The following is a 13,213-nucleotide window of genomic DNA, read 5'->3' as shown; positions in this document are numbered from 1 at the left end:
ACCTTGATCACCACCTTGCCGGTGGTCTTGCGCGACAGCAAAGCCTGCATCGCCTGCGGCACCTGCTCGAGCGGATAGGTGACCGAGACATGCGGCTTGAGCCGGCCCTGCTCATACAGCGCCAGCAAGGCCGCGAAATTGGCGCGGTTCTTCTCCGGCTCACGCGCAGCGAAGGCGCCCCAGAAGACGCCGACGATGCTGCAGCCCTTGATCAGCGCCAGGTTGGCCGGCGCTTCCGGGATGCGGCCCGAAGCGAAACCGATCACCAGCAGCCGGCCATCCCAGTTGATGCAGCGCAGCGACTGGTCGAAGGCATCGCCGCCGACCGCATCATAGATCACGTCGGCGCCGTTGCCGCCGGTCAGCTCCTTGACGCGGTCCTTGATGCTTTCCTTGGAATAATTGATCACATGGGTGGCGCCGTATTCCTTCACGATCGCCGCCTTCTCGTCCGAGCCCACGGTGCCGATCACGATGGCGCCCAGCTCGCGGCCGAGTTCCACCGCATTCAGCCCGACGCCGCCGGCCGCGCCATGTACCAGCAGCACCTCGCCCTTCTTCAGCCGGCCGCGATCGACCAGCGCGTGCCAGGTGGTGCCATAGGTGATCGGGAAACCGGCCGCGACCTCGTAGGGCATGCTGGCGGGAATCCTGAACACGTTGCTGGCCGGGCAGTTCACTTCCGTGCCAAAGGCGCCGTTGCCGGTGGTGGCCATGACGCGGTCGCCGGCTTTCAGGTCGCCGACCTTCTCGCCCACGGCCACGATCTCGCCGGCGCATTCCATGCCGGGCGCAAAGGGGAAGGCCGGCTTGAACTGGTATTTGCCGGCGATCATCAGGGTGTCGGGGAAATTCAGGCCGGCGGCATGCACCTTGATGCGCACGTCCTTCGGGCCCAGGGCCGGCAGCGCCAGATCCTCCAGCACCAGACTCTCCGGGCCACCCCAGGCCTTGCACACCATGGCTTTCGCGACGCCAGCCGTCATTGTCTCTACTCCCTGGATTTTCTTGTCTGCAGATACAGAAATGGCGCCGATTGCAAACCGGCGCCATCACCCGCTCCCGGATTATTTGGGAGCCATCACCATGGTCATCTGCCGCCCTTCCATCTTGGGCGTCTGTTCCATCTTGGCCTTGTCGCCGAGATCCTCGCGCACGCGGTCGAGCAGCTTCATGCCCAGCTCCTGGTGCGCCATCTCGCGGCCACGGAAGCGCAGGGTGACCTTCACCTTGTCGCCTTCCTCGAGGAAACGCAGCATCGCTCGCATCTTCACGTCGTAATCATGCGTGTCGATCATCGGGCGGAGCTTGATCTCCTTGATCTCGATGACCTTCTGCTTCTTGCGCGCCTCGGCCGCCTTTTTCTGTTCCTCGTATTTGTACTTGCCGTAATCGAGGACCTTGGCGACGGGCGGCTGGGCGGTCGGTGAAATCTCGACCAGATCGAGCCCGGCCTCTTCAGCGATCTTGAGGGCTTCGCGGATCGTGACGACCCCGCGGTTTTCGCCGACAGCGTCGATCAGGCGGACCTGCGGAACGTCGATCTCGAAATTGACCCGCGGTCCGTCGGTTTTCGGCGTCGGCGGGGCATTGAATGGGGGACGGGCTATGACGCGCTCCTAAAGTAGTTGCAACATAATCAGTGTGTTAGGGCAGAGCCGGCTCGGCCTCAAGCCGAGGGCATCCGCGCTTCGGCCGCCAATCTAGCAATCGCGTCGGCCAAAGCAATGGTTTCCTGAGCGTCCGAACCGAGCCGGCGCAGGGTGACGGTACCCTGCTCCGCCTCCTTTTTGCCGACCACCAGGATGACCGGCACCTTGGCCAGGCTGAGCTCGCGGATCTTGTAGTTGATCTTCTCGTTGCGCAGGTCGGTGTCGACGCGCAGGCCGGCGGCATCGAGCTGGTCGGCCACGCTCTGCGCGTAGGCATCGCAATCCGAGACGATCGGCGCCACCGCGATCTGCAGGGGCGCCATCCACAGCGGAAGGCGGCCGGCATAATGCTCGAGCAGGATGCCGATGAAGCGCTCGAAGGAGCCGAGGATGGCCCGGTGCAGCATGACGGGGCGATGGCGCTGGCCATCGGCGCCCACATAATCGGCGTCGAGCCGCTCGGGCAGCACGAAATCCACCTGCAGGGTGCCGCATTGCCAGTCGCGGCCGATGGTATCGCGCAGCACGAATTCCAGCTTGGGACCATAGAAGGCGCCTTCGCCGGGATTGATCGTGTAGTCCAGGCCGGCGGCGACGCAGGCCTGCTTCAGCGCGTCTTCCGCCTTGTCCCAGGTGGCATCCGAGCCGGCGCGCTTTTCCGGCCGGTCGGAGAATTTCACCCGCACATCGGTGAAGCCCATATCCTTGTAGATGCCGCGCAGCAATTCGCAGAATGACTGGCTTTCCGAGATGATCTGGTCCTCGGTGCAGAAGATATGCGCGTCGTCCTGGGTGAAGTTGCGCACGCGCATGATGCCGTGCAGCGCGCCGCCCGGCTCGAAGCGGTGGCAGGAGCCGAACTCGGCCATGCGCAACGGCAGGTCGCGGTAGCTCTTGAGGCCCTGGTTGAAGATCTGCACATGGCAGGGGCAGTTCATCGGCTTCAGCGCGAAGACGCGCTGGTCCGGATCGCTGCCATAGTCGCGGATGCCCTCTTCGTTTTCCGCCAGATACATGTTCTCGCGGAATTTCTCCCAGTGGCCCGAGGCTTCCCACAGCTTGCGGTCGACCAGCTGCGGCGTCTTCACCTCAACATATTTCGCATGCTCCAGCCGGTTGCGCATGTAGCGCTCCAGCGTGCGGTACAGCGTCCAGCCCTTCGGGTGCCAGAACACCATGCCGGCGGCTTCTTCCTGCTGGTGGAACAGGCCCATCTCCTTGCCCAGCCGGCGGTGGTCGCGCTTCTCGGCCTCTTCCAGGCGCTTCAGATAGGCGTCCAGCTCCTTCTGGTCGCGCCAGGCGGTGGCATAGACGCGCTGAAGCTGGCGGTTTTTCGCGTCGCCGCGCCAGTAGGCGCCCGACACCTTCATCAGCTTGAACGCGGTGGGCAGCTTGCCGGTGGAGGGCAGATGCGGACCCATGCAGAGGTCGAGCCAGGTCTCGCCCTGGCGGTAGATCGAAATCGCCTCGCCGCGCTTGGCAATCTCCTCGACCCATTCGGCCTTGTAGGTCTCGCCGATGCGGCGGAAATAGCCGACGGCCTTCTCGGCCGGCCATTCCTCGCGGGTGATCGGCAAATCCTGCTTCACGATCTCGGCCATGCGCTGCTCGATCTTGGCGAAGTCGTCGGGCGTGAACGGCTCGTCGCGCACGAAATCGTAATAGAAACCATCCTCGGTGGCCGGGCCGAAGGTGATCTGGGTGCCGGGGAACAGTTCCTGCACCGCCTGGGCCATGACATGGGCGCCGTCATGGCGGATCAGCTCCAGCAGCTCGGCCTCGTTCTTGTCCTTCAGAGTGACGATTTCGAGCCGGGCATCCCGGCTGATCGGAGTCTTGAGGTCGCGCAAAACCCCGTCCAGCCGGATCGCCAGCGCCGCCTTGGCCAGGCCGGCGCCGATCGAGGCCGCCACATCCGCGCCCGTCGCGCCGGCCGGATAAGTTCGCGTGCTGCCATCGGGCAGCGTGACGCGGATTTCGGCGGCGGAAACAGGGGATTGGGACATGGGTTAACGGACCTCCAAGGGGGCGCAGCCTAGCCGCCCGGGCCCCCCTGTCAAGCCGGGCGCGCCCCGGCACAGAGGCGGGATTTCAGCCCTGCCCGGGGAACAGCAGCTTGGTGTAGACCCTGATATAGGCCTCGCACATCGCGTCCACGGTGAAATGCTCCATCACGTGGCGTCGCGCCCGTCCGGCGATCGCCATGCGCCGTTCGGGCGACAGCATCAGGGCCTGGCCCAGAGCCTCGGCCAGCGCCTTGGGATCGTTCGGCGGCACCAGCCAGCCGGTTTCGCCCGGCAGCACGGTTTCGCGCGCGCCACCATGGTCGGTGGCGATCACCGGCTTGCCCATCGCCTGCGCCTCGACGGCGATCCGGCCAAAGCCTTCCGGGAAGGTCGAGGCCGACACCACCACATCGGCCAGCATGTAGGCCGCCGGCATGTCCTTGCAGTCGCCGGGCAGGCGCACGCAGCGATCCAGCCCGAGCTGCACGATCAGGCCTTCCAGTTCGGCGCGATAGGTCTCGCGGCCCTGATGGTCGCCCGACAGCACGGCGATGAAATCCTGTTTGCCGCGCTGTTTGGCCAGCAGGCCGAGCGCGCGCAGCAGCACGGTATGGCCCTTCCAGCGCGTCAGCCGGCCGGGCAGCAGGATCACCGGCAGGCCGTCCACCAGCCGCCATTGCTGCGCCAGGTTGGCCATGCGCTCGGGATAGATGCGGCCGGGATCGAATTTGCTCAGGTCGGTGCCGCGCGGGATCACGGTCAGGCGGTTGCGCGGCACGCCGAAGGCCTTGTTGGCGTAATCGGCGACGAAGTCGGAAATCGCCACCACCATGTCGCCCTTGGCCATCGGCCCGGCCCACAGCTTGCGGAACCAGTTATGCGACTTGTAGGCGTTGTGGAAGGTGGTGACGAAGGGCACGCCGCAGCGCTGCGCCGCCGCCTTGGCCGACCAGGCCGGCGCGCGCGAGCGCACATGCACCAGGTCCACCGGCAGGGTCCGGATCAGCTCTTCCAGCCGGTCGGCATTGCGCCGCATGACCAGCGGATTCTTGCTGGCCAGCGGCAGGGTGAAATGCTTCGCCCCGGCGCGTTCCAGCTCACGCACCATCGGCCCGCCGGCCGAGGCCACGTAGGAAACCCAGCCGGCCTTGGCCAGCGCCTTGGCGGTATCCACCGTGCCACGCTCGACCCCACCGGTCACCAGGGCCGGCAGAACCTGCAGTATTGCGGGTGGTCTTCCCGAAATGGGTGTCTCTGGGGTAGAAATCTGGGTATCGGGCATGAAGGCCGGCAGGGTGAGGGGCTGGCCAGGACAGGCCGCGCCTGCGGGGGTAGCGCAAAGCCGCCCCCATAGCAAGAGAGTGCCGGGCAAGAGAGCGCCGGGCAAGAGGGGGTAGCGCATGGGGCAACGATCCTGCATCCCGGCCGCAATTGTGCGGTCGACCATGGCCACATTGCTGGGCGCCGCCTGGCTGCTGGTCGCGGGCCTTTCCTGTGCCGGCCCGGCCGCGGCGCAGACCACCGGGAAGAATCCGTCCCATGAAGACATCCTGCGCGGTTTCGATATTGCTGCGCTCTATGCCGATACGTCGCAAGGCGTCACCGGATTCGGCGCCGGCGCCACGCTGACCGGCGTGGTGGTGAGATGGGACCATCCGATCGTCTACAGCCTCGACGGCATGCAATACGACAAGGCCCGCATCGCCGAGACGGTCGAGACCCTGAAAACCATCGCCGACAAGGCTGGGGTGGTGGTCAAGGAAGGCGCGCTTGGCGGCAAGGACGTCAATTTCCGCATCATTTTCCTCAACACCGACAATCTGCGGACGAAAAGCGGCGGCAAGGCCGGCTGCCTGACCTCGTGGAACAGCGACGGCTGGACAGGCCGCCTGAGCTGGGTCGAGCTTCAGATCAACTTCGCCTACCAGGCCGGCATCAGCCAATGCATCCAGCATGAATTGCTGCATGCCTTCGGCCTGCGTGGCCATCCGCACAAGCTGCATTCGATCATGAGCTATTACACGACGCGCTTCGTGTTCGAACCGACCGAGGCCGATATCGTGATGCTGCAGACGCTGTATGACCATCGCATCAAGACCGGCATGCCGCGACTCCACGCCGTCGCCCTGGCCAATGGCATCATCGAGGAAAAGCGGCGGGCGCTGAATCCATCGGCGCCGCCGGCAACGCCCCCCGACGCCGTGCTGGCCGATATCCGCGCCAGCATCGTCAAGCAGGCGGAAGCCGGCAACGTGCGCGCCATGTTGCATCTGGCCGAAGCCTTTCGCTCCGGCAAGGGCGCCGATCTCGATCCGGCGCGGTCGCAAGCCTGGCTCGACCGGGCAGCGGCCAGCACCGATCCGGCGCAGCGCTTCGATGCCGCTTATGCGTTGCAGTTCGGCCGGATCGTGCCACGCGACCAGGAACGCGCCGCGCGCATCTACGCCGATATCGCCGATGGCGGACAGGCGGCGGCGCAAAACAATCTGGGCACCATGCTGCGCAATGGCCACGGCCTCGCCGCCGACAAGGTCGAGGCGCTGAAATGGTTCATCCTGTCGGCAAAAGCCGGCAACAAGCTGGCGGAAAAGAATCGCGACAGCCTGTCGGTCGAACTGGCGGCCGAGCAGCGCGGCGAGGCCGAACGCCGCGCCGGAGCATGGAAACCGGTCGCCCAGGCCGCCAAATAAGCGGCAGCGCCGTGAAACCCGGCTGGCTGTGTCACCGTGCTGCCCTGGCTGGAATAGCCCTGGCCTGCATAGCCCTGCTTTCCGCCTGTCTCGGCCGCGACTGGAAGCCGCCGCTGCAAAGCCACGACCAGCTGGTCCGCGCCTTTGATGAAGCCGCCCTGGCGCGCGGATTCGTCATGAAATGGACCGAACCGATCCGTTATGCCGCAGATGGCCGCACCGATGATGCCGCGCGGCTGGCCTTTGCCGAAGCGACCCTCCTGCGCATGGCGGCGATTGCCGGTGTCGAAGCCTATAAGGTGCCGCATGTATCGGCGGCCAACTTCGCTCTCGTGTTCAGCAATGTGGAAAACTTCAAGCTCGCTTCCGGCCAAACGGCCTTCTGCTATGCCGTGCCTCTGGCTGATCGCAACGGCCATATGACCAAGGTCATCCTGCACCTCAACATCAACATGCCGAACGCCTTCTATGGGCAGATGCAGACATTGTCACCGGAGCAATGCATCGTGCATGAAATGATGCACGGCTTCGGATTCTACGGCCATCCGCACACCACCTACTCGATCCTCAGTTATGGCAATATCAGACTGCAGGACATGACCGAAGCCGACGAGCTGCTGTTGCGCACCCTGTATGACGGGCGGATGAAACCAGGCCTGCAACGCTGGCCCGCCCTGCACCAGGCGCACGAGATCATGGCCGAGCTGCGGCATGAAGCCTATCCCGACCAGCCGCGCCCGGGCTTTCCGGCCTATATCGAGAAGCTGGCCGCCAGGCTGAAACAGCATTAGGCATGGTAACTCGTCGCCCAGGCCGCTAAATAGGCGGCATGACCGAAACGCAATTCCTCACCCGACCCGACGGCAACCGCATCGCCTATTGCGCCACGCCCGGCCGCCAGCCCGGTGTGCTGTTTTGCGGCGGCTTCAAGTCCGACATGACGGGCAGCAAGGCGATGGCGCTGGAAACCGCCGCCCGCATGCGCGGCAGCGCTTTTGTGCGGTTCGACTATTTTGGCCATGGCCAGTCCGATGGCCGTTTCCTCGATGGCAGCATCGGCCGCTGGAAGGACGACACGCTGGCGGTGCTGGGGAGCATCTGCCGCGGCCCGCAGATCATCGTCGGCTCCAGCATGGGCGGCTGGCTCGCCACGCTGGCGGCGCTGGCGATGCCCGAGAAAGTCGCCGGCCTGGTGCTGATCGCCCCGGCGCTGGATTTCACCGAAGACCTGATGTGGGCGCGGATGAGCGAGGCGCAGCGCGCCACGCTGCTCAACGATGGCATCCTGCGTGAGCCTTCGGACTATTCCGACCAGCCCTATGAATATACGCTGAAGCTGATCACCGAGGGGCGCGAGCATGGCATCCTGAAGGCCGGCATCGCTTTTGACAGGCCGGTGCGCATCCTGCAGGGCATGCAGGACCCCGACGTGCCGTACCAGCATGCGGTGAAGACCATCGAGGCTTTCCGCGGCGACGACACGCGGCTGACCCTGATCAAGGACGGCGACCACCGCCTGTCGCGGCCACAGGATCTGGAGCTGCTGGTCGAGACGGTGTGGAGCCTGATGCTCTGAGCGTTTATGACTGGAGGGTGGACAGCAGGGCCCGCAGGCCTTCGCGATAGCTTGGATATTGCAGCGTCACGCCCAGTTCGCTTTTGATCCTGTCATTGCGCACGCGGCGGCTGTCGGCATAGAAGCTCGCCTGCATGGATGAGAGCTTTGCTTCATCAAACGGCATGGCCGGCGGCACCGGCAGGCCAAGCAGCTCGGCGGCATACTGCACCACGTCCTGCGGCGGCGCCGGCTCGTCATCGGCCAGGTTGTAGATCGCGCCGGGGTTGGGTTTCGCCATCGAGGCTTCCAGCACCTGCGCGATATCCTCCACATGGATGCGGCAGAAAATCTGCCCCGGCTTGACGATGCGATGGGCGGAGCCGCGCCGCACGCCTTCCAGCTGGTTGCGGCCCGGCCCGTAGATGCCGGCCAGCCGGAATACATGCACCGGCACGCCATGCTCGGCATGCAGTTTCAGCCAGCCGGCCTCGGCTTCGGCGCGGCGTTGGCTGCGCGCCTGCGTCGGCCGCAGCTCACTCTGCTCATCCACCCAGTCGCCGCCACGGTCGCCATAGACGCCGGTGGTGGAGAGGTAACCAAGCCATTTCAGGTTTTTCAGCTTGGCGATATCGGCGGCATGCCAGCGCAACACCGCGTCGGCCTGGTCCTCGGCCGGCACCGAGACCAAAATATGCGTCGCCGCCGCCAGCACGGAGGGATCGCTTAACGGCGCCATGCCATCGAAGACATGGCCATCATACCCCAGCGCCGTCAGCGCGGCGGTCTTTTCCGGACTGCGACTGGTGCCGATGACGCGCCAGCCCTTCGCCTTCAGCCCTGCGGCCAGGACTTTTGCGCTGAACCCCAGCCCAAAACAGAACAATACGCTCATCTAGTCACCGCCGGAATATGTGTCTGTGGTCGCCGCCATGGCCTCAATCTCGATTAAAAACTCCGGACGTGCTAACGCGGAAACGACAAGGGTCGTCACGGCCGGCGGCCTGATGGAGGCCCAGCGTTTCTGCCGCAACATGGTCAAATCGGCCAGATCGGCGGCGTGGGTCAGATAGTATGTCACCTTGACAAGGTCGGATGCCTGCATTCCGGCGGCAACCAGCATGGCCTCCACATTTGCCATTGCCTGCTGACACTGGGGGATAAACGCATCAGCCACTTTACCTTCCGGATCGACACCGACCTGCCCGGAAATCATCAGCAAGCGTGCTCCTGACGGAACCTCCACACCGTGGCTGTAGATGGCTTGGAATGGCTCTGGTACTTGCCATAAGGAGGAAGGATCATGTCGCTTCAATACTGGCATTTAGCCTCCAGGCATCGCATGCCTTGCTTTTGCCATGACGGCCGGCCACTCTCCGGCGCCATGACGATGCCTGCCAAGATAGTGTCCGCAATTCTGGGCGCCAGTGCTCTCTTCACGCTGGGCGCCGGATTCGCGGCGGCGCAGCAGCCCTCGCGCGTGCTGGAAGGCGCCGCCTACGAGGATTGCCTGGCGCTGATGCGCAAGAATCCCGAGGAAGGCTTCGCCCAGGCCCAGCTCTGGCAGGCCACCGGCGGCGGCCTGCCGGCGGCGCATTGCGCGGCGCTGGCGCTGGTCGAGATGAAGCATTACGGCGACGCCGCCGACCGCATCGAGCAATTGCTGCCGCTGGCCGAGAAGCAGGCGCCGCATCTCACCGTCGCCCTGCTCGACCAGGCCGCCAATGCCTGGCTGCTGGCCGAGCAGCCGCAGCGCGCCAAACAGCTGCTGGATATCGCGCTGAAAGCCGTGCCTGACACGCCCGACCTGCTGATCGACCGCGCCATGAGCCTGGCCGCGCTGGGCGATTACCAGGCGGCGCGCACCGATCTCGATCGCGTGCTCGGCCTCGATCCGACGCGCGAGGATGCGCTGGCCCTGCGCGCCTCGGCGCGGCGGCAGACCGGCGATCCTAAAGGCGCGCTGGAAGATGCCGAAACCGCGCTGGCGCTCAATCCGCGCCTGCCCGAGGCTTTGCTGGAACGCGGCATCCTGCGCTTCGAGGCCGGCGACAGGAAAGCCGCGCGGGCCGACCTGATCCAGGTGCGGCTGATCGCGCCAGACAGCGCCGCCGCCATCTCGGCCGGGCTGTATATCGAGAAGATGGACGTCAGGGCCGACTGAACTCGGCCCGCACCGCCGGATCGGACTCGGCCTTTTCCCGCGAAGCTGCGAAACGCGCGAAATCTTCCGCCGGCATCAGCTGTTTCAGCGCCCAGACGGCATGGGCACGCACCGGCGCGGCCGGATCGGCGGCCAGCGTTTCCAGCACCGGAACAGCTGCGGCATCATTGCTGTTGCCCAGCGCGATGCAGACATTGCGCACGAAACGGTCGCGGCCGATGCGTTTCGCCGGGTTGGTGCTGAAGCGTTCGCGGAACGTCATGTCGTCCAGCGCAGCGAGCTCCAGCAAAAGCGGCGCGGTCAGCTCCGGCCTGGCCTGCAGCGTGGCCTCGCGCGCCGTGGAAGCGAACTTGTTCCATGGGCAGACCGCCAGGCAATCGTCGCAGCCATAGATGCGGTTGCCCATGGGCTTGCGGAATTCATGCGGGATGATGCCGCCATATTCGATGGTGAGATAGGAGATGCAGCGCCGCGCATCGAGCTGGTACGGCGCCGGGAAGGCTTTGGTCGGGCAGACATCGAGGCAGTTCGCGCAGCTGCCGCAATGATCGGCTTCCGCCGGCTCCGGCTCGATCTCCAGCGTGGTGAGGATGATCCCTAAGAACAGCCAGGAGCCGAACGCGCGCGACACCAGATTGGTATGCTTGCCCTGCCAGCCGATGCCGGCGGCGGCGCTCAACGGCTTTTCCATCAGCGGCGCGGTATCGACGAAGACCTTCACCTCGTCGCCCCATTCGCGGTGCATCCAGCCGGCCAGGCTTTTCAGCTTTTTCTTGACCACCAGATGATAGTCGCGGCCCTGGGCATAGACCGAGATCGCGGCGCGGTCGCGCTGCGCCAGCACCTCAAGGGGGTTCGTATCGGGGCCATAATTCAGCCCCAGCGCGATGATGCTTTTCGCCTCGGGCCACAGGGCGCGCGGATGGCGGCGACGCTCGGCCTTTTCTTCCAGCCAGGCCATCTCGCCATGGCGCCTGAGCGCCATGAAGGCATCGAGTTTTTCGGCCAGCTCCGGGCCGATGCGGTCGGTGGTGGTGAAACCGACCGCATCGAATCCTTCGGCCAGAGCGCGCGCCCGGATGCGGTCTCTGGCGCTCATGCCATCAGTCCGGCAGGGCGGCGATGCAGGCGATCTCGACGCGGTATTCCGGCGCGGCCAGCTTGGCCTCGGTGGTGGCGCGGGCCGGCGTGTTGCCCTTCGGCACCCAGGCATCCCAGGCCTTGTTCATGTCGGCGAAGGTCTTGATATCCGCCACCCAGACATTGGCCGAGAGGATGCGCGTCTTGTCGGTGCCGGCCTGGGCCAGCAGCTTGTCGATCTGCGCCAGGATCTGCTCGGTCTGGCCGGTGACATCGGCCTTGGGATCGGCGGCGACCTGGCCGGCGAGATAGACCGTCTTGCCATGCACCACGGCCTGGCTCATGCGCGGGCCGACATCGATGCGGCGGATGGACATGGGGAATGCTCCTTGTTTGGTTTTCAGAAATCCAGATCGGCGTAATGCTTCGGCGGCGGCAGGCCGGGGATGTGGTCGGCCAGCAAAGGCCGGAAGCTGGGGCGCGACTTCACCCGCGCATACCAGTCCCTGGCGCCGGCGTAATCGTCCCACGGGATATCGCCGAGATAATCGATGCAGCTCAAATGCGCCGCGGCAGCGATGTCGGCCAGGCTGAAATCCTCGCCGGCCAGCCAGTTGCGCCGCTCGGTGAGCCAGCCGATGTAGTCGAGATGGATCTTCAAATTGGCATGCGCGATGCGGATCACGGCGGATTCGGGATGGCCCATGCCGAGAAAACGCTTCATCACCTTCTCGAACACCAGCGGCTCGGACACCTCGCGGCCGAATTTGTGGTCCCACCACGAGACCAGCCGGCGCGTCTCGGCGCGCGAGGGCGGATCGAAGCCGAGCAGCATCTTGTTGGGATAGACCTCGTCGAGGTATTCGCAGATCGCCTGGCTCTCGGCCAGCACGCGGCCGTCATGCTCGACCAGCACGGGACCCTCGCCGGTGGGGTCCATGGCGAGGAATTCCGGCCGGCGCTCCCACACCTTCTCGACCTCGAGGTCGAATTCGAGCCCCTTCTCGCGGAGCAGGACGCGGACTTTGCGGGACTGGGGCGACAGCCACAGATGGTACAGCTTGCGCATGGGCGCGGAGTTTAGTCGTATTCACACGGACGAAAAAGATTCAGGTCCGGATAAATACTGGGGATACCGGAAACATGCTGAAAATCTGGGGCCGCGGCTCTTCGGTGAACGTGCAGAAGGTGCTGTGGGCGGCCGAGGAGCTGGGCCTGGCCTATGAGCATGTCCCGCTGGGCGGGCCGTTTGGCGGCCTCGATTCGCCGGCCTACCGCGCCATGAACCCGAACGGCCTGGTGCCGACATTGCAGGACAGCGACGGCAGCCTGCACTGGGAAAGCAACGCCATCGTGCGCTATCTGGCGGGCCGTTACGGGGCCGGTACACTCTGGCCGGCCGACCCGGTGGCGCGCTCAGAGGCCGACCGCTGGATGGACTGGCTGCCGACCACCCTGGGCGAGCCGATGCGGGTGCTGTTCTGGGGTTTCGTGCGCGACCCGGTGCATGCCGACCTGAACGCCATGACCGCCGCCGAAAGCCGGCTGGCCGAGCTCTGGGGCCGGGTGGATGCCCATCTGGCCAACCAGCCCTTCCTGGGCGGCGACCGGCTGACCATGGGCGACATCCCGCTGGGCTGCCATGTGCAGCGCTGGCTGCGTTTCCCCATCACCCGGCCCGACCTGCCCCACCTGCTGGCCTGGCATGGCCGGCTGGCCACCCGCCCCGGTTATGCCCGGCATGTCATGGTGGCCATGGAATAAAGGCCGGGGGAATGAAGGCCTGGGGAGTGAAGACGGCCATCTGGGTTCGTTTGGGTTCGTTTCGGCTCGTTTCGGTTCGTTCAGGTCCGTTCGGGTTCGTTTGAGTTCGTTCGGGTTCGTTCAGGTTCGTTTGAGTTCGTTGAGGTTCGTTTGGCTTATCGGCGCTTATCGGCGCGTAGTGGGGCGTAACGGCGCGTAACGGCGCGTAACGCGGCGTATGGGCGCCAATTCCGGCTCCGGCAAGCGGTTTTTGGCCCCGGACCAGGCCTGAAACCGGCGATTCCGGGATTTTCAGGCCCGAA

15 protein-coding genes are annotated in these 13,213 nt (G+C 65.2%); 5 read left to right on the top strand and 10 right to left on the bottom strand.

Features of this window, described 5'->3' with window-relative positions:
* The 4 genes from Q1J79_RS19250 to Q1J79_RS19235 all read right to left on the bottom strand — a co-directional run.
* Positions 1-986: NADPH:quinone oxidoreductase family protein (locus tag Q1J79_RS19250; protein ID WP_300303734.1), on the bottom strand; the 986-nt coding region annotated here is incomplete at its 3' end.
* Positions 987-1,067: 81 nt separating this feature from the next.
* A complete protein-coding gene (gene infC, locus Q1J79_RS19245) occupies positions 1,068-1,610 on the bottom strand; it encodes a translation initiation factor IF-3 (RefSeq protein WP_300303749.1) in 543 nt (180 codons plus the stop codon).
* A 59-nt stretch (positions 1,611-1,669) separates the two neighbouring features.
* On the bottom strand, positions 1,670-3,658 hold the full coding sequence (thrS, locus tag Q1J79_RS19240) for a threonine--tRNA ligase (RefSeq protein WP_300303731.1): 1,989 nt from the start codon (positions 3,656-3,658) through the stop codon (positions 1,670-1,672).
* 85 nt (positions 3,659-3,743) lie between these two features.
* Positions 3,744-4,859: a glycosyltransferase family 4 protein gene (locus Q1J79_RS19235; RefSeq protein WP_300303728.1), complete on the bottom strand. Its 1,116-nt coding sequence runs from the start codon at positions 4,857-4,859 to the stop codon at positions 3,744-3,746.
* Positions 4,860-5,103: 244 nt separating this feature from the next.
* On the opposite strand from Q1J79_RS19235, the gene Q1J79_RS19230 reads away from it, so the two are divergent.
* Genes Q1J79_RS19230 through Q1J79_RS19220 form a run of 3 tightly spaced genes read left to right on the top strand, consistent with a single transcriptional unit; the run spans position 5,104 to position 7,924 of the window.
* Positions 5,104-6,348, top strand: a complete 1,245-nt coding sequence (locus Q1J79_RS19230) for a DUF2927 domain-containing protein (RefSeq protein WP_300303725.1) — start codon at positions 5,104-5,106, stop codon at positions 6,346-6,348.
* Between the two features lie 11 nt (positions 6,349-6,359).
* Positions 6,360-7,139, top strand: a complete 780-nt coding sequence (locus tag Q1J79_RS19225) for a DUF2927 domain-containing protein (protein ID WP_300303722.1) — start codon at positions 6,360-6,362, stop codon at positions 7,137-7,139.
* A gap of 38 nt (positions 7,140-7,177) precedes the next feature.
* Positions 7,178-7,924, top strand: coding sequence for an alpha/beta hydrolase (locus tag Q1J79_RS19220; protein ID WP_300303719.1), 747 nt, complete (start codon positions 7,178-7,180; stop codon positions 7,922-7,924).
* A 4-nt stretch (positions 7,925-7,928) separates the two neighbouring features.
* On the opposite strand, the gene Q1J79_RS19215 is transcribed toward Q1J79_RS19220, so the two are convergent.
* A complete protein-coding gene (locus Q1J79_RS19215) occupies positions 7,929-8,798 on the bottom strand; it encodes an SDR family oxidoreductase (RefSeq protein ID WP_300303716.1) in 870 nt (289 codons plus the stop codon).
* Entirely contained in the window at positions 8,799-9,227 is a 429-nt protein-coding gene (locus Q1J79_RS19210; RefSeq protein ID WP_300303711.1) for a RidA family protein, read from the bottom strand.
* A gap of 66 nt (positions 9,228-9,293) precedes the next feature.
* On the opposite strand from Q1J79_RS19210, the gene Q1J79_RS19205 reads away from it, so the two are divergent.
* Positions 9,294-10,067, top strand: a complete 774-nt coding sequence (locus tag Q1J79_RS19205) for a tetratricopeptide repeat protein (RefSeq protein WP_300303708.1) — start codon at positions 9,294-9,296, stop codon at positions 10,065-10,067.
* On the opposite strand, the gene queG is transcribed toward Q1J79_RS19205, so the two are convergent.
* From queG to Q1J79_RS19190, 3 genes are read right to left on the bottom strand one after another with little or no spacing between them, the layout of a single operon-like run.
* Positions 10,054-11,166, bottom strand: a complete 1,113-nt coding sequence (gene queG, locus Q1J79_RS19200; protein ID WP_300303706.1) for a tRNA epoxyqueuosine(34) reductase QueG — start codon at positions 11,164-11,166, stop codon at positions 10,054-10,056. The two genes, Q1J79_RS19205 and queG, sit on opposite strands and share 14 nt — an antisense overlap.
* A 4-nt stretch (positions 11,167-11,170) precedes the next feature.
* Entirely contained in the window at positions 11,171-11,524 is a 354-nt protein-coding gene (locus tag Q1J79_RS19195) for a RidA family protein (RefSeq protein WP_300303704.1), read from the bottom strand.
* A gap of 23 nt (positions 11,525-11,547) precedes the next feature.
* Complete coding sequence (locus Q1J79_RS19190; RefSeq protein ID WP_300303701.1) at positions 11,548-12,216, bottom strand: glutathione S-transferase family protein; 669 nt, start codon at positions 12,214-12,216, stop codon at positions 11,548-11,550.
* A gap of 74 nt (positions 12,217-12,290) precedes the next feature.
* Between Q1J79_RS19190 and Q1J79_RS19185 the strand changes: the two genes are divergently transcribed.
* The gene (locus tag Q1J79_RS19185; protein ID WP_300303698.1) at positions 12,291-12,911 is read left to right on the top strand and encodes a glutathione S-transferase family protein; all 621 of its coding nucleotides are present in this window, start codon (positions 12,291-12,293) and stop codon (positions 12,909-12,911) included.
* On the opposite strand, the gene Q1J79_RS19180 is transcribed toward Q1J79_RS19185, so the two are convergent.
* The coding region (locus Q1J79_RS19180; RefSeq protein ID WP_300303695.1) for a hypothetical protein at positions 12,892-13,213 on the bottom strand (322 nt) is incomplete at its 5' end. The two genes, Q1J79_RS19185 and Q1J79_RS19180, sit on opposite strands and share 20 nt — an antisense overlap.

Source organism: Ferrovibrio sp. (assembly GCF_029255545.1).
Classification (GTDB): Bacteria; Pseudomonadota; Alphaproteobacteria; order Ferrovibrionales; family Ferrovibrionaceae; genus Ferrovibrio.
Note: the sequence above shows the minus strand (reverse complement) of the source record. Positions and strands in the feature narration are given on the sequence as shown.